Source organism: Pantoea sp. SGAir0418 (genome assembly GCF_043529865.1).
On sequence record NZ_CP027911.1, the window covers coordinates 3,824,335 to 3,839,936 of the forward strand.

The 15,602-nt window shown below is 59.2% G+C and carries 13 protein-coding genes and 4 tRNA genes; 4 read left to right on the top strand and 13 right to left on the bottom strand.

All coding sequences use genetic code 11. The annotated features are described in order from the left end of the window. Positions 1-10: 10 nt before the first annotated feature. On the bottom strand, positions 11-217 hold the full coding sequence (locus C1N84_RS17830; protein WP_022548017.1) for an LPS translocon maturation chaperone LptM: 207 nt from the start codon (positions 215-217) through the stop codon (positions 11-13). A gap of 125 nt (positions 218-342) precedes the next feature. Beyond that, the gene (locus C1N84_RS17835) at positions 343-2,901 is read right to left on the bottom strand and encodes a class I adenylate cyclase (protein WP_021506974.1); all 2,559 of its coding nucleotides are present in this window, start codon (positions 2,899-2,901) and stop codon (positions 343-345) included. A 316-nt stretch (positions 2,902-3,217) separates the two neighbouring features. On the opposite strand from C1N84_RS17835, the gene hemC reads away from it, so the two are divergent. From hemC to hemY, 4 genes are read left to right on the top strand one after another with little or no spacing between them, the layout of a single operon-like run. After that, positions 3,218-4,159: a hydroxymethylbilane synthase gene (gene hemC, locus C1N84_RS17840; RefSeq protein ID WP_031279613.1), complete on the top strand. Its 942-nt coding sequence runs from the start codon at positions 3,218-3,220 to the stop codon at positions 4,157-4,159. Continuing rightward, the gene (gene hemD / locus C1N84_RS17845) at positions 4,156-4,896 is read left to right on the top strand and encodes a uroporphyrinogen-III synthase (protein WP_058758110.1); all 741 of its coding nucleotides are present in this window, start codon (positions 4,156-4,158) and stop codon (positions 4,894-4,896) included. Before hemC ends, hemD begins: the two co-directional genes overlap by 4 nt. A 23-nt stretch (positions 4,897-4,919) precedes the next feature. Further along, a complete protein-coding gene (hemX, locus tag C1N84_RS17850; protein ID WP_058758109.1) occupies positions 4,920-6,050 on the top strand; it encodes a uroporphyrinogen-III C-methyltransferase in 1,131 nt (376 codons plus the stop codon). 2 nt (positions 6,051-6,052) lie between these two features. Beyond that, positions 6,053-7,249, top strand: coding sequence for a protoheme IX biogenesis protein HemY (gene hemY / locus C1N84_RS17855; protein ID WP_058775512.1), 1,197 nt, complete (start codon positions 6,053-6,055; stop codon positions 7,247-7,249). 608 nt (positions 7,250-7,857) lie between these two features. Here hemY and C1N84_RS17860 read toward each other — a convergent pair. From C1N84_RS17860 to rfbA, 11 genes are all read right to left on the bottom strand, one after another. Continuing rightward, positions 7,858-7,934: transfer RNA gene (locus tag C1N84_RS17860), tRNA-Pro, on the bottom strand. Between the two features lie 36 nt (positions 7,935-7,970). Next, positions 7,971-8,057, bottom strand: a tRNA-Leu gene (locus C1N84_RS17865). Positions 8,058-8,073: 16 nt separating this feature from the next. Beyond that, positions 8,074-8,149: transfer RNA gene (locus tag C1N84_RS17870), tRNA-His, on the bottom strand. Positions 8,150-8,239: 90 nt separating this feature from the next. Further along, positions 8,240-8,316, bottom strand: a tRNA-Arg gene (locus C1N84_RS17875). A 159-nt stretch (positions 8,317-8,475) separates the two neighbouring features. Then, on the bottom strand, positions 8,476-9,210 hold the full coding sequence (gene wecG / locus C1N84_RS17880) for a lipopolysaccharide N-acetylmannosaminouronosyltransferase (protein ID WP_021506979.1): 735 nt from the start codon (positions 9,208-9,210) through the stop codon (positions 8,476-8,478). A gap of 28 nt (positions 9,211-9,238) precedes the next feature. After that, positions 9,239-10,582 (bottom strand): ECA oligosaccharide polymerase, encoded by a 1,344-nt coding sequence (wzyE, locus tag C1N84_RS17885; protein WP_394541683.1) that lies wholly within the window; start codon positions 10,580-10,582, stop codon positions 9,239-9,241. Continuing rightward, on the bottom strand, positions 10,579-11,649 hold the full coding sequence (locus tag C1N84_RS17890) for a TDP-N-acetylfucosamine:lipid II N-acetylfucosaminyltransferase (protein ID WP_058771061.1): 1,071 nt from the start codon (positions 11,647-11,649) through the stop codon (positions 10,579-10,581). The genes wzyE and C1N84_RS17890 overlap by 4 nt, the downstream gene beginning before the upstream one ends. Next, positions 11,646-12,899 carry a lipid III flippase WzxE gene (wzxE, locus tag C1N84_RS17895; protein WP_394541684.1) on the bottom strand — a complete coding sequence of 418 codons (1,254 nt, stop codon included), beginning with the start codon at positions 12,897-12,899 and terminating at the stop codon, positions 11,646-11,648. The genes C1N84_RS17890 and wzxE overlap by 4 nt, the downstream gene beginning before the upstream one ends. Continuing rightward, complete coding sequence (gene rffA / locus C1N84_RS17900) at positions 12,899-14,029, bottom strand: dTDP-4-amino-4,6-dideoxygalactose transaminase (RefSeq protein WP_058771059.1); 1,131 nt, start codon at positions 14,027-14,029, stop codon at positions 12,899-12,901. Before rffA ends, wzxE begins: the two co-directional genes overlap by 1 nt. After that, positions 14,029-14,724 (bottom strand): dTDP-4-amino-4,6-dideoxy-D-galactose acyltransferase, encoded by a 696-nt coding sequence (gene rffC / locus C1N84_RS17905; protein ID WP_211727041.1) that lies wholly within the window; start codon positions 14,722-14,724, stop codon positions 14,029-14,031. The genes rffA and rffC overlap by 1 nt, the downstream gene beginning before the upstream one ends. Then, on the bottom strand, positions 14,702-15,583 hold the full coding sequence (gene rfbA / locus C1N84_RS17910; RefSeq protein WP_021506985.1) for a glucose-1-phosphate thymidylyltransferase RfbA: 882 nt from the start codon (positions 15,581-15,583) through the stop codon (positions 14,702-14,704). The genes rffC and rfbA overlap by 23 nt, the downstream gene beginning before the upstream one ends. Positions 15,584-15,602 lie beyond the last annotated feature (19 nt).

The window sequence follows — 15,602 nt, forward strand, 5'->3', positions numbered from 1 at the left end:
CTCATCGGGTTTAATTCGCCTGCACGCCAGCCGGTTTGCTGGTGACCAGGCCGCTGGTATCCGCATCCTGTGCCGCTTTCTGCTGCTGCTCAGTCACCGGCTGATTTTTCTGTTGCGGCCGATCGTTGGGCGGGAAATACAGCGGTCCTTTCAGGCCACAGCCTACCAGGCTGACCAGTGCCAGCGCCATACCCAGCTGGCTCATCACTCGTATCATTCTGTCTGCTCTTTTTATCCAAATCCCAGCTGCTTATCATCGCAGTTGACGTTGTAAAAGCAACAGGAAATATCCGGCAGAAGGTTCAGAAACGGGGGCAGGCCACTGCGTGCAGCGCAGCGGCTTTAGTGCATCTGGTAGCGCGGCTGGAAGTCGCCGTTGTCGTTGTCCGGCTGGGTGGCGCACAGCTGCGTCAGCGTCTGGCTGCGGAATGGAATCACCTGGAAGCGATCGCCGGCGTGCACAATCTGATAGAACTGCGGCAGGTTGAAATTGATAAAGCTCGAGCCGTAGGTAAAGCGATCGTGCGACGACGAATAGAAGCGGCTGACGTCACGCACCAGCTCTTCTTTGCTGCCTTCGCAATGGTGATACACCTCAACCCGGTTGCTTTCATCAAGGATATAGATGTTGAAGCCGCGATCGTCACTGGTGTCTTCAAAGAAGAACTGAATGATGCCTTCGCTGGCGTAGCCGTTGACCACCGGCGGCAGCGGCGTCTGGTTCGATTCAACTTTGATCGACAAACCGTGCAGCTTGTTGTTGGAAATCGCGCCGTAAAACTCGACCGCGTTTTCCAGCTTCTGCACCGAGACGCTCATGCGTTCGAAAAACAGGCCCCAGGTCTGACCGGCCATGCGCAGCGCTTTAAAGCGGCCCGGCTCCTGACGCGTGCTCGACAGACGCAGCTCAATGCATTCCGACACCAGCTGCTGCACGCGGGTACGAATCAGACCGCGCAGATGCTGGCTGTAGCAGAATACTTCTACCGTGTCCGGGGGTGCGGCGTCCTGATGCATTTTGCCCAGAATGGTTTTCAGCGCTTCAATCATCGCCTGCTCGCCGCTAAAGTGCAGCGTGCGCACTTCGTTCCATGAGTTGCGGTACAGCAGATCGATGCTGCCGATCAGGCACTGCTGCTGCTGACCAAAGCTGAATACATCCAGCTTACGGAAGTCGAAGTGCACCACCTGATTGCGGAACGCCGAGGTCGGATCGTGTTCGAGGTTAACGATGATCGCCAGATGCCGGATTTCGCACGGGCTGTAGAGCGCTTTCGGCGTCGGCGCCGGCAGACGCAGCGGGAAGTGGCTGGACACATCGTTGACCAGCTCCTGCAGGCGCGGCAGATCGCAGAACTCGTTGCCCTTGATGTGCAGACGGGTTTTACGCGTCAGCAGTCCGTTGAACCACGCCCATGCCACTAACTTGTTGAGATAGCGGTTATATTCCAGCGGCTGATGGCTGATGATTGAGCTCATGTCTGGCGACTGGTTATACAGATACCAGCCGGCACGGTTGGCGCGCCCGGCCGGCACATGAATAAAGGTCAGATTCTCTTCCGACAGATCGGGCGAGATTTGCGGGTTCACCAGCGTGACTTTGCCCGGCAGCGCTTCAAACGCGGCGTACAATTTACGCGTCAGCACGCCGATGTCCTGCGGGCTGGCGCTGACGCTTAAATTGTTGCGACGGGCAAAACGGATCAGGTTGCGATAGCTCTGCATCATCGCATCCAGCAGCTCGTTGTGCGCCTCGCGCACCCGTTCGATTTTCCACTGCGCGCGATTATCCAGCACCGCCAGCTTCTCATCGTCCCAGCCCCACTCTTTCACCAGCTGCGACAGAATTTCACGCCGCCAGCCCGCGCGCGGATGCTGCTCCTCGCTGGAGAGTTTTTCGCACACTTTGAGGTAAAAACAGCGGCGCACCAGGTCGAGGCGCGCGGTGTCATCGACGCTGGTCAGATAGCGCGTCACGCGCTCCAGCATCATGCAGTAGGGATCGAGACCGAAGCAGACAATTTCGCCGTCGTGCAGCCGCTGTTTGATATCCATCGCCAGCAGCTGCGTGTTCGGATATTCCCAGCTGTAGGCTTCCAGCAGCAGGGTTTTCAGCACCGCTTTGTACGGCGAATCGATGCTTTTATACAGCTGCCACAGGCTGGCACCGAAATACTCTTCCGCCGACAGCGTGCCGAGACCGCCAAGATCCAGCCACTCATTCGGCGTCAGCACGCCCTGTGAATAGAGCGACATCACGTAATCGTCGTAATGGTGCTCCTCTTCGCCGGGCACCATGTTCCACAGGATGCGTTTGCCCGCCATGCGCACGGCGGTACGGTAGAACTCATCCAGCAGTAAAATATGTTGAGTGGAACCGCAGTCCTCACCGCCGAGGCTGCCGCTCTCGTTATGGCGGAAGCGGTTTTCGTCGATCAGGAAGAAGCTGACTTCCACACCCAGCGACACACACCATTTCTGCAGGAGCGTACACTTGCGCTGCAGATTGAGGCGCTCTTCATTATCGAGCCACGACTGATGGCACACCCAGATGTCGAGATCGGAGACGCTGTTCTGGCCGACGGACGAGGTGCTGCCCATCGAGTAGATGCCGGTGATAGGCAGTTCGCCCTTCACCGCGCTGCTGAGGTCGAGCGGATGGTCGCCCGCTAACTGTTGCAGCAGTTGCTGCTGGTTTTCATCAGGCGCAAAGAAGCTGACGCCATGGGGAACGCTACCTTCAAGGTAACCCGGCATCAGCGGATGATGATAATGCAGTAATGTTGGCAGCAGACTGTAGACGTGCTGGAAAGCAGGTCCCATGGCAGCCAGTGCGCGATCTACACGCAGCTGGTTTATCGCATCCAGTCTCTGTTTCAGTGTCTCAATGTAGAGGTACAAGACGTTTCGCCTGATTGTCCCAGTGTTAAGCACCCTGTTTCCAAAATCTGCCGCTTAATAATAAAGATGTCGGGCAAATTATTGCTGGAAACGTGATCAATCTAACACCTGGAAGATTGACCGTAAAGAAAGTTGCGCTACCTGACAGTTTAGCACGTTCCAAACGTAGCCCTGCATTTTCGGACTCCAGCCTCAGAATCTGACGCCGTAAAAGCGGGCTCCGGTCTGAGATTGCAGCCTGGTCAATCCGTTGAAACTGACAGCATTCCCCTATCAATGATAGGATAATCGATGAACGATCAAAATGGTTAACAGCATGTTAAACAAAATTTTCAGAATTGCTACCAGGCAAAGCCCGCTTGCCTTGTGGCAGGCACAATATGTCCAACAGCGCCTGATGGCTGCGCATCCCGGCTTGCAGGTTGAGCTGGTGCCGATGGTCACCAAAGGTGATGTCATCCTTGATACGCCGCTGGCGAAAGTGGGTGGCAAGGGACTGTTTGTCAAAGAGCTTGAGCTGGCGATGCTGGAAAACCGTGCCGATATGGCGGTGCATTCCATGAAAGATGTGCCGGTCGATTTTCCCGACGGTCTGGGACTGGTGACCATCTGCGAGCGCGAAGATCCGCGCGACGCGTTCGTCTCGAATCATTATTCCTCGATCGACGCGCTGCCGCAGGGCGCGGTGGTCGGCACGTCCAGCCTGCGTCGCCAGTGCCAGATCAGCGCACGGCGCCCGGATCTGGTGATCCGCTCGCTGCGCGGTAACGTCGGTACGCGTCTCAGCAAACTGGACGCCGGCGAGTATGACGCCATCATTCTTGCTGCCGCCGGGCTGAAACGCCTTGGACTGGAAGATCGCATTCGCCAGGCGCTGCCGGCGGAGTTTTCCCTGCCGGCGGTGGGCCAGGGCGCGGTCGGCATTGAATGCCGCCTCGACGATCAGCCGTTAATTACGCTGCTGCAGGCGCTGAACCACAGCGACACAGCCGTCTGCGTGCGCGCCGAGCGCGCCATGAATACCCGTCTCGAAGGCGGCTGTCAGGTGCCGATCGGCAGTTTTGCCGTGCTGGAAGACGATCAGCTGTGGCTACGCGGCCTGGTCGGTGCGCCGGATGGCAGCCAGATGGTGGTGGGCGAACGCCGCGGCCCGCGTGAACAGGCCGAACAGATGGGGATTTCACTGGCCGAAGAGCTGCTGGACGGCGGCGCGCGCGACATTCTGCGTGAAGTTTATCAGGGACAGCCGCCCGCATGACTATCCTCGTGACCCGTCCGGAACCCGCCGCCAGCGAACTGGTCGCGCGCCTGCGCAGCCAGGGCAAACTGGCGTGGTCGTTTCCGCTGATTGAATTCACGCCGGGTCGCGATCTCCCCCAACTGCCGCTGAAGCTGGCCGCCCTGCAGCCCGGTGACCTGGTATTTCTGCTGTCGCAGCAGGTGGTGCACTTTGCCCAGCCCGCTTTACAGCAGCAGCGCAGCGCGTGGCCGGCATTTCTCGACTATTATGCCATTGGTCGCAGCACCGCGCTGGCGCTGCACACCGTCAGTAATCTGAAAGTTGACTATCCGCATGCGCGGGAAACCAGCGAAGAGCTGGTGCGGCTGAATCGCCTGCAGCAGGTCAGCGGCAAGCGTGCGCTGATTCTGCGCGGCAGTCCGGGCCGTGAACTGCTGGCGGAGACGCTGATCGCCCGCGGCGCGGACGTGCAATACTGTGAGTGCTATCAGCGCTGTGAAAAGCAGTACGACGGCGCGATTGAAGGCCGTCGCTGGCGCGATCGCGGTATTACCACGCTGGTGGTGACCAGCGGTGAAATGTTACAACAACTGTTTGCGCTGTTTCCGCCAATCGATCGGCGGGAATGGCTGCTGCACTGTCGGCTACTGGTCGTCAGTGAACGTTTGGCTACCCAGGCCGCCGAATTAGGCTGGCAGGAGATTGAGGTAGCCGATGGTGCGGATAACGACGCGCTGCTGCGTGCGTTACGCTGAACTTAACATTGGGATGAGCCACAATGACGGAACAAAAAGACTCCTCCGCCATGGTTGAAGAAACCACCCCTGCGGACACTTCCCCGACGCCAGCCAGCCAGCCGCCTCGTGCGAAAAAGAGCGACGGCAAGGTGCTGAGCGCGGTGGCAATTGTCATTGCACTGGCGATTGGCGCGGGACTTTACCTGAATGGGAAACACCAGGCCGACTTACAGGCTCAGACTAACCAGAACCTGAGCGAGCAGCTGAGCGCCCTGCAGCAGCAACTGGGCAGCGATAAACAACAGCTCTCGCAGCAGCTGGCGGACGCCAACACCGCGCTGCAGGAAGCGCGCAGCCAGCAGGATAACAGCGCCAAAGAGCTGGAGACGCTGCGTGAAAAAGTGGCCACTATTTCCGGCAACGATACCCGCACCTGGCTGCTGGCGCAGGCCGACTACCTCGTCAAACTGGCGGGTCGCAAACTGTGGAGCGATCAGGACGTCACCACCGCGGCAGCGCTGCTGAAAAGCGCGGACACCAGCCTGGCGGAGATGAACGATCCCAGCATCATGAACGTGCGCCGTGCGCTGACTCAGGACATCAGTTCACTGGCGGCGGTCAGCCAGGTAGACTACGACGGCATCATCCTCAAGCTGAACCAGTTGTCGAACGGCGTGGATAATCTGCGTCTGGCCGATAACGACAGCGATGAGTCGCCGATGGATGCCGACAGCGGTGAGCTCTCCAGCTCGCTGCACGAATGGCGTCAGAATCTGGTGAAGAGCTGGCACAACTTCATGGATGATTTCATCACCATCCGCCGCCGCGATAACACCGCGCAGCCGCTGCTGGCACCGAATCAGGATGTTTATCTGCGCGAAAACATCCGTTCACGTCTGCTGATTGCCGCGCAGGCGGTGCCACGCCATCAGGATGAGATCTACAAACAGTCCATCGATGCGGTATCCACCTGGGTGCGAGCCTGGTACGACACTAACGATGCGGCGACCAAAGCCTTCCTCGCCCAGCTCGACGAGCTGAGTCAGCAAAGTATTTCGATGGACGTGCCGGACACGCTGGAGAGCCAGGCGCTGCTGGAAAAACTGATGCAAACGCGCGTGCGCAATCTGCTGGCGCAGCCATCGGCTGCGGCTGATCAACAGGGAGGCTAACCATGCTGAAAGTATTGGTGCTTTTCCTGCTGCTGATTGCCGGCATTGTGCTGGGACCGATGGTTGCCGGCCATCAGGGCTACGTGCTGATCCAGACCGATAACTGGAACATTGAGACCAGCGTCACCGGTCTGGCCATCATCCTGATTCTCAGCCTGCTGGTGATTCTGCTGGTCGAGTGGATTCTGCGTCGCCTGTTCCGCACCGGCGCCCGCACCCGCGGCTGGTTCACCGGGCGGAAACGTCGCAGCGCTCAGCGTCACACGCAAAGCGCGCTGATGAAGCTGGCGGAAGGTGATTACCGTCAGGTAGAAAAGCTGCTGTCAAAGAATGCCGATCACGCCGATCAGCCGGTGGCGAACTATCTGCTGGCGGCGGAAGCGGCCCAGCAGCGCGGCGATGAAATCCGTGCTAACCAGCACCTGGAGCGCGCCTCTGAGCTCTCCGAGAACGATACCATTCCGGTTGAGATCACCCGCGTGCGCCTGCAGCTGGCGCGTAACGAAGATCACGCCGCACGTCACGGTATCGATCGCCTGCTGGAAGTGGCGCCGCGCCATCCGGAAGTGCTGCGTCTGGCCGAGCAGGCTTATATCCGCACCGGCGCCTGGGGCGCACTGCTGGATATCCTGCCCTCAATGCAGAAGGCGCAGATTAACGATGAGAACCAGCGTAACGCGCTGCAGCAGCAGGCATGGCTGGGTCTGATGAATCAGGCCATGGCCGATCAGGGCAGCGAAGGCCTGAAAAAATGGTGGCAGAACCAGAGTCGCAAAACCCGCCAGGAGACCGCGCTGCAGGTGGCGATGGCGGAGCATTTGATCGAGTGCGACGACCCGGACACAGCGCAAAGCATCGTGCTGGAAGGGCTGAAGCGTCAGTATGACGATCGGCTGGTGCTGCTGATGCCGCGCATCAAAAGCGGTGACCCGCAGGCACTGGAGAAAGCGCTGCGTCAGCAGATTAAGCAGCACGGTGCCACGCCGCTGTTGCACAGCACGCTCGGCCAGCTGCTGATGCGCCACGGTGAATGGCAGCAGGCCGCAGAAGCCTTCCAGCAGGCGCTGGCACAGCGTCCGGATGGCTTTGACTATGCCTGGCTGGCGGACGTTTACGATCGCCTGCATCGCCCGGAAGACGCGGCTAAAATGCGTCGCGAAGGTCTGTTACTGACGCTGAAGAACAATCCTGGCGCCTGATTTTACTGTTGTTGTTTTTGTGCACGCCGGGCCAGTCCCGGCTTTTTTTTGCCTGAAAGAGCGTGCAGGGAATGCGGCATCAATCCGTAAACGGCAGATAAAAAAAACACCTGCCAGAAGCAGGTGTAAGATCAGGTCGGTAAGACAACTGATGGTATCCGACTCAACGTAATGTCCTTCTTACTGCAGTAGCGCGTGCACGTTACTGCCAGCTGGACAACGGATACCGTAAGGGGCTCTGCATCATTCCCAGGTTTATGTTGCATTGGCAAACATAAGAGGTGGAATGAGCATCTACGCTGAGATTATTGCACAAAGCGTGCCAGAATGGCATGAATCACGGGAAGTTATTTTATATCAGTCAGTTAGATAATCCCTGCCTGCTAACAGCGGTTACGATGTCGCGAAAACGCGACAGACCGGTTTAAAGCTGTCTCCGCTGAGCGACAGGCTGTGCAAGGAAAGGTAAGGCTGTTGAAAATCAGCAGGTTAGGTGTCGTGTAATAGCGACAATCGCTACGCCCGGCGCAAACCTCCTTCGGAGGTTCTCATCCTCTTTTGCTACAGACGAAAAAAGCCCGCTTTTTGCAAAGCGGGCTTTTCGAATATGGTCGGCGAGAGAGGATTCGAACCTCCGACCCACTGGTCCCAAACCAGTTGCGCTACCAAGCTGCGCTACTCGCCGATTTTGTACTGCCTGTTACTGCTTACTTGTTTTGCCTGGTGCGAAGAGAGGGACTTGAACCCTCACGTCCGTAAGAACACTAACACCTGAAGCTAGCGCGTCTACCAATTCCGCCACCTTCGCATGTCCCAGCAAAATCTGGGGTGGCTAATGGGACTCGAACCCACGACAACTGGAATCACAATCCAGGGCTCTACCAACTGAGCTATAGCCACCATAATTCTGGTGCGTAAGCGTAACCGCTTACTCAATGCACTGCATAACGCGGTTAAACCAACCACCGAAGCTCTTGCGCACAAACTAAATGGCGCGCCCGACAGGATTCGAACCTGAGACCTCTGCCTCCGGAGGGCAGCGCTCTATCCAGCTGAGCTACGGGCGCGTAGCGCCGTTGCGGATGGGCATACTACGTATTTGACTCCAGGCTGTCCAGTGCTTTTTCATAAAAAAATCGCGTTTGCTTACGCTTTGTGCATTCCGTCGATAAATAACGCAATTTGCCTGCTTAACCTGCCGGAATTACAGCACTATTCCTGACGCGTTACAGATCGCCGCGCCAGTGATAGCGTAAATATTTCAGCAGTTTTAACTGACGACGCCAGCGTGATGGCTGACGTATCAGGCGATACAGCCACTCCAGCCCTAATTGCTGCCAGATGCGCGGCGCACGCGTGACGTGGCCGGTAAAGACATCATAGGTGCCGCCGACGCCCATATACAGCGCGTGCGGCCAGTGTTCGCGACAGTCGCGCATCAGCAGCTCCTGGCGCGGCGATCCCTGCGCCACGGTCACAATCTGTGCCCCGCTGGCGGCAATGCGCGCAAATAGCGCCTCGCGTTCGGCAGGGGCGAAGTAGCCGTTCTGGCTGCCCACTATGTTGACATTCCACTGACGGCGTAATTTATCGCAGGTTTCCTGCAGCACCTGCTCACGCCCGCCGATTAAAAACACCGGAATACCGCTGCGGCCCGCCTGTTCCATCAGCGCTTCCCACAGATCGGCGCCGGCGATGCGGTTCACCGTCAGCTGCGGGTATTTTTTTCGCAGCGAACGCACAATGCTGATGCCGTCCGGGTATTTGATCTCCGCTGCGGCGATCAGCGCGCGCAGCTGGGCATCCTCTTCCAGCGTCAGCATCTTTTCGGCGTTGATCGCCACCAGCGTGCCGCTGCGCGGCTTGCCGTCCGGCAGCAGAAAGTGAAGAAAGCTCGCCATATCGGCGAAAGCGTGTAAATCGATGCCGCGCAGGGTATAACGCGGATGATCGGTTTCCATGGTCGGTATTTCCCGTCAGGCCCGGAGGTTAAGCAGAGCGCGATAAAACTGGCTCCGCGCGCGGACGAATCAGCCCGGCACGCGCTAACAGCCAGAAAAGTAACTTCGCCAGCCCAACGCAGGCGGCGAAAATCAGGCAAAAGAACACTACGCGCGAGCCGAATGCATCCAGCCCTTCGCGCGCCAGCACGATCATATTGAACACCGCGCCAAAGCAGAAGCTTTGCAAAATGGCACCGCTGTAGCGGTTGACGGCTTCGCGCCCCTGCTGGTAGAGAGAATCAAACCCTTTCATCAACAGCCCGACCGCTATCGCCCCAAGGGGAATAAAGCCTGCGCCGCCCATGATCAGCAGCGAACCGAGCAACGTGGGCGAAATCGCCAGCCCGGAGTGGTTATTCAGCACTTCCCAGGTGAAATAGTTGGCGCTGTTGAGCACCATTGAGGGCCGATCCGGCCACAGCCAGCCCGGGATAAACACGTAGAAATCACGCCAGATCGGTGCCAGCCCCTGAAAATCGATTTTGTCGTAATTCTGCAGCAGCAGCGCAAGGTTTTCCCACGGCGAAAAGGTGTCGCGCGTCAGATAGAGAAACGTGTAAAACGCTTCATCACCCACCACGTCGAGATTGTAACGACGCAGCGCCAGCCAGAACATGCCGCCAATCGCCATCACGCCGGCCCCCACCAGCATCCACAGCGTAATCCAGCCGCGCGTAATGCCGATGAACAGGAACAGCGCAAAGGCGATGATGATATTGGCGCGCGTCCCGCCCACCAGCGCATAGGTCAGCAGACCAAACGCCACCGTGATCAGCAAAAACAGCAGCCACTGGCGCTGGGTAGGATTAAGGAAATAGCGGATCAGCATCGCCGGAATGAAGAAGTAGAAAAAACGCTTGAGCGCCACGCCGGACACTTCGCTGGAGAAGATCTGGTTATAGGCCGACAGCCGGAACAGCAGCAGGCCGTTATGCATAAAGAACACCGTGACGGTTCCCACCGCCACCAGCGCCAGCAGCAGGCAGGTCAGATGGGTTTCCACCCGGTTCATCGTCAGCCAGGGTTTGCGCGGCGCCGCCTGCGCAGGCCGCAGCCGCACTTTGTAGCTGACGTAATAGATGGCGTAGAAACTGGTGGCGGCCAGCAGCGCCTGCAGCAGATAGTCTGCCGGCACCACGCTGACGTTAAAGCGGAATACCAGCACGCTGGTCAGCGGGAAGCCAAAGTAAAAGGTCAGTAAAAACAGCAGGGTAAAGAACAGGTGGAAATTAAAACGCACCCGTTTAAATTCGCGCCAGGTCAGCTTCAGAATGAAGCCCAGCGAAAACAGATACACCACCAGCAGACCACTAAACTGCAGCAGGCTCATGTTGACTCCCTTTCACTCTCCGCCAGCGCGTGGCGCCATCCCGCCAGATAGCCCGGGGCAAAAAAGGCGATAGCGGAACGATCGCACTGTGCCAGCTGACGCTGCGCCTCCGCCACGCGCGTGCGATCCAGCGCATCAGCGCTAAATAACACCGGCAGCCCCTGCTCGCTCAGATCACGCCAGAACGGATTCTTGCGGTTAACCACAAACGGAATGCCGGCCTGAATCAGCAGGCACAGCGTACCGATGCCCTGCTGACGCTCGAACATAAAATAACCGAGCTGACAGCGACTCAGCAATTGCAGATAGGCAGTGAAGTCGATTTTGTCGCGCAGCAGCGTTACCTGGCCGCGCGGAAACAGGCGCTGCGCGGCGGCATCAATCTCATCGATGTACTCATAGTTGCTGGCCGGATAACCGAGCGGGATCACCACGTTAACCTGCTCACCAAACTGGCGGCGAATCGCCTGCAATCCTTCAATGTGCCGGTTGCTGCGATCGCCCGAGTTGCCGAGCAGAATGGTAAAGCTGTCGCTGGCGGCAGGTGCGGGTATCGCGGCCTCCGGCATACGCGTTGGAAAATAGAGCAGCGAAGTGGGCACGCGCGGATGGCGCTGCTGGAAAAAGTGCAGATCGCCGCGCGTGGCAAACACCTGCGCCATGCGCCCCTGGGCGATACGCCGCAGCAGATAAAACAGGCGGTACTTCAGCCCGGCGCCCTCTTCGTAGAGATCGGCGCCCCAGATGTGCCAGAACGCCTGCTGTCGCCGCAGCTTGCCGCTGAGCAGCGCCAGCCACAGGCGCGGATTGAACTGGCCGTGAAAGAAGAAGCGCTGACGGCGATCGGCGGCGCGAGCGATCACCGCCTGCGCCAGCGCGCGCTTGCTGGGATACACGTCTATCTGCAGCTGAGGATAGGCCAGCAGGGTATCCGGCGCGGCCGATACCACCATAAACTGACGCGGCGCGTCGGCTGGCGCTTCAACGCTCATGACGTCGTTAAAGAAGCGCAGCAGCGTGTGATTGTGATGCGGGATATCGGAGCCCAGCACGTGAAATAGCGTCATTTTTTCCGGCAATAAATCAAGAAAGCGCCACAGCAAAGGGCAAAGTAGAGCACGTAGGTCGCCATGTAAGCCTGCGCCGCGCCCGCCGTTCCGTGCAGTGGGATCAGCCAGTGCGCAAAGGCGGTCAGCAGCACAAACTGGCTGATTTCCGTGAGAATATAAAAGCGCAGTGAGGCTTTGGCGATCACCAGGTATCCGAAAACATAGGCGCCTACTTTAAAGACGTCACCGCACAACTGCCAGACAAAAAGATCGCGCATGGCGCTGAACTGCGGGGAAAACAGCAGCCAGATGGCGACATCGCGCAGCAGCCAGACGCAAAAGCTGGCCGCCGCCACCGCCGGCAGCACAAAGCGCAGCGCACGGCCAATTTCGCGCGCGATGTCAGCTTTATGCTCCAGCCGTGCCAGCGTTGGCAGCAGCCAGACGCTGAACGTGGCGGTGATAAATTGCAGATACGCATCGGAGATGCTGGTGACACCCTGCCACAGCCCGACCTGCGCCCAGCCCTGCTGCTGCGCCAGCAGATTACGCATCATCACCCAGGCTACCGGCAGGGTCACGGCCGTCATCAGCGCCATCAGGGTAAATTTGGCCAGATTACGCGCCAGCGCCGGCTGCCACTGCGGCATCAGCCAGCGCAGCGGCAGTTCCTCGCGGTGGCGTCGCAGCATCCACAGCGCCGGCCCGACCAGCAGCGCCGGCACCAGCGCCAGCCCGACCAGCGCACCGGCATAGCCACCCAGCCACCAGCACAGCACATAACCCACCACGCCGATCAGGCTGCCGGCGATCAGCGCCAGCGCGTTACCGCGCGCATCGCGAAAACCTTTCAGCAGCGCCAGTGTCAGGTTGGCCCAGGCAATGCCCAGCTGCAAAAAGGCGACGATACGCACCACGTTTTGCCAGGCCGTGTGGCCAAACAGCGTCCGGCTGATGGGCTCCGCCGCCAGCAGAAACAGCAGCGCCAGCAGCGTGGAAAACCCCAGCACCATTGCCGACGCGGTGCCGGTCACGGCGCGCAGCTGTGCCGGCTGCTGGCGGAACTGCGCGACATAGGTGGTTACGCCGTTGAAGATACCCGCGCCGGCCAGCACGCCGAGCACGGTAATCAGCTGGCGAAAGTTACCCGCCTGGCCGACGCCCTCGGGGCCGAAGCTCACCGCCAGCAGTTTCACCACCAGCAGACCAGCGACAATTTTTACCAGCGTGGACGAGGCAGTCCACACTGAGGCTCTGGCTAACGACATCAGGCAAAGAAGCTCAGCAGCGAACTGATTACCGTACGCTGGTTGTTGTCCGACAGGTTGTAGAACAGCGGCAGCCGCAGCAGGCGCTCGCTCTCGCGCGTAGTGAACGCATCCGTACCGTGGAAGCGGCCAAAACGCGCGCCGGCTGGTGAGGAGTGCAGCGGGATATAGTGGAACACGGTGAGGATCTCCGCTTCCTTCATCCAGTTAATCAGCGCCTGGCGATCCTCACTGTCGCGCAATTTGAGATAGAACATGTGGGCGTTGTGACGGCAACTGGCCGGCACCGCCGGTAACGCAATGCGCCCGCTGGCCGCCAGCGGCTGCAGCGCGTCGTAATAGTTCTGCCACAGGCGCAGACGCTGCTGATTGATGCGTTCCGCCGCTTCCAGCTGTGCCCACAGATAAGCCGCCTGCAAATCCGCCATCAGGTAGCTGGAACCAATATCGCGCCAGGTATATTTATCCACCTGTCCACGGAAGAACTGGCTGCGGTTGGTGCCTTTTTCGCGGATGATCTCCGCACGCTCGATCAGTTTCGCCTCGTTGATCAGCGTGGCGCCGCCTTCACCGCCAGCGGTGTAGTTTTTCGTCTCATGGAAGCTAAAGCAGCCAATATGGCCGATGGTGCCCAGCGCGCGCCCTTTGTACTGCGACATCACGCCCTGCGCCGCATCCTCAATCACATACAGCTGATGCTTCGCCGCCAGCGCCATGATGGTATCCATCTCGCACGCCACGCCCGCGTAATGTACCGGCACGATGGCGCGCGTTTTCGGCGTGATTGCTGCTTCAATCTGCGTTTCGTCGATATTCAGCGTATCCGGACGCACGTCGACGAACACAATGGTGGCACCGCGCAGCACGAAGGCGTTGGCGGTGGAAACAAAGGTGTAGCTCGGCATGATCACTTCATCGCCGGGCTGAATATCGATCAGCAGCGCGGCCATCTCCAGCGAAGCGGTGCACGAGGGCGTCAGCAGCACTTTTTTGCTGCCAAAGTGCTGCTCCATCCATTGCTGACAGCGCCGGGTAAAGCCACCGTCGCCGCACAGCTTGCCGCTGGCCATCGCCGACTGCATATAGTCAACTTCGGTGCCCACAACCGGGGGCGCGTTAAATGGGATCATCAGGCTTTCCTGTAAAACCAGTAAGCGGTGCTTTCCAGCCGGGCACCGCTGCGTAAATAGAGGCGCATCGCCGTAAGATTGCTGAGCTGGGTCGCGATCCGCAGACGTTCGAGCTGGCGCACCCGGCCCCAGTCGGCTGCCGCCAGCAGCAAACGCTGACCGACGCCGTTGCCCTGCGCCGCCGGCAGCACCGCCAGCAGACCGATACGCGCATCACCGGCGACTTCGCGCATGGAGACGAAACCCTGCAGCGCGCCCTGCTCGTCGCAGGCGATCAGACACTGGTGATCAAAAGTGCCGCGCACCGCGTTCTCAATCCACTGTGCGTAGAAGCGACCGCTGTCTTCAGCGTCAAACCAGGGAGCACGAAAACGGCTCTGGCTAAACGCCTGGGCCGCTGCCGCGCGCAGCTGCGGGATCTGCGCTTCGCGCGCGATGCGCACGCCGGTCTGCCGTTCGGTGCGTTTGATATTGATCGCCAGATCCGCTTCGCCTTCCACCAGCTGAAAACCGTGATGGCTCAGCGCATCTATCGCCGCGCTGTCCTGCGCCGGCACCTTAACCTGCCACAGCGTGTAAGGCTGCTGCAGCGCCTCGGCCAGCGGCACATCGCCGTCCAGCGTCAGCCGCGCCGTGGCGCAGCGGAAGAAGTCGCTCTCCCACGCGAGGGGATCAATACTGACGCGGACGGGCATGCAGAATATCCAGCAGATACTGGCCGTAGCCGGTTTTGGTCAACGCCTGTGCCGCTGCCAGCAGCTGCTCATCGCTCAGCCAGCCGTTGCGCCAGGCAATCTCTTCGAGGCAGGCAATTTTAAAGCCCTGGCGTTTCTCCACCGTTTGCACGAACACGCTGGCCTCAATCAGGCTGTCGTGGGTGCCGGTGTCCAGCCAGGCAAAGCCGCGCCCCAGCAGCTCCACCGCCAGTTCGCCCTGCTCCAGATACATCTGGTTGATGGCGGTAATTTCCAGCTCGCCGCGCGCCGAAGGCTGCACCTGCTTCGCAAACTCCACCACGCGGTTGTCGTAAAAGTAGAGGCCGGTGACTGCCCAGCGCGATTTCGGCTGCTGCGGCTTCTCTTCAATCGACAGCGCGTTGAAGTCGTCATCAAATTCCACCACGCCAAAACGTTCCGGATCCATGACCTGATAGGCAAAGACCGTGGCACCGTGGCTGCGCGCGGCCACCTTTTTCAGTTTCGGACTGAAGCCCTGGCCGAAGTAGAGATTGTCGCCCAGCACCAGACAACAGCTGTCGTCACCAATGAAGGATTCACCGATGATAAAGGCCTGCGCCAGGCCATCCGGGCTCGGCTGCTCGGCATACTGCAGCTGCAGGCCAAATTCACTGCCATCCCCCAGCAGCCGCTCAAAATGGGCGCGATCGTCCGGCGTGGTAATAATAAGAATGTCGCGAATCCCCGCCAGCATCAGCACCGACAGCGGATAGTAGATCATCGGTTTGTCGTACACCGGCAGCAACTGCTTGGATATCGCCCGGGTTATCGGGTGCAGGCGCGTGCCCGAGCCACCGGCTAAGATGATACCTTTCATCGTTGCTCCTCCTGCATGC

Bases quoted from the DNA above. Each gene is read 5' to 3' on its own strand.
- C1N84_RS17830 (WP_022548017.1), bottom strand. From the start codon at position 217: ATGATACGAGTGATGAGCCAGCTGGGTATGGCGCTGGCACTGGTCAGC.
- hemC (WP_031279613.1), top strand. From the start codon at position 3,218: ATGTTAAACAAAATTTTCAGAATTGCTACCAGGCAAAGCCCGCTTGCC.
- hemD (WP_058758110.1), top strand. From the start codon at position 4,156: ATGACTATCCTCGTGACCCGTCCGGAACCCGCCGCCAGCGAACTGGTC.
- hemX (WP_058758109.1), top strand. From the start codon at position 4,920: ATGACGGAACAAAAAGACTCCTCCGCCATGGTTGAAGAAACCACCCCT.
- hemY (WP_058775512.1), top strand. From the start codon at position 6,053: ATGCTGAAAGTATTGGTGCTTTTCCTGCTGCTGATTGCCGGCATTGTG.
- wecG (WP_021506979.1), bottom strand. From the start codon at position 9,210: ATGGAAACCGATCATCCGCGTTATACCCTGCGCGGCATCGATTTACAC.
- wzyE (WP_394541683.1), bottom strand. From the start codon at position 10,582: ATGAGCCTGCTGCAGTTTAGTGGTCTGCTGGTGGTGTATCTGTTTTCG.
- C1N84_RS17890 (WP_058771061.1), bottom strand. From the start codon at position 11,649: ATGACGCTATTTCACGTGCTGGGCTCCGATATCCCGCATCACAATCAC.
- wzxE (WP_394541684.1), bottom strand. From the start codon at position 12,899: ATGTCGTTAGCCAGAGCCTCAGTGTGGACTGCCTCGTCCACGCTGGTA.
- rffA (WP_058771059.1), bottom strand. From the start codon at position 14,029: ATGATCCCATTTAACGCGCCCCCGGTTGTGGGCACCGAAGTTGACTAT.
- rffC (WP_211727041.1), bottom strand. From the start codon at position 14,724: ATGCCCGTCCGCGTCAGTATTGATCCCCTCGCGTGGGAGAGCGACTTC.
- rfbA (WP_021506985.1), bottom strand. From the start codon at position 15,583: ATGAAAGGTATCATCTTAGCCGGTGGCTCGGGCACGCGCCTGCACCCG.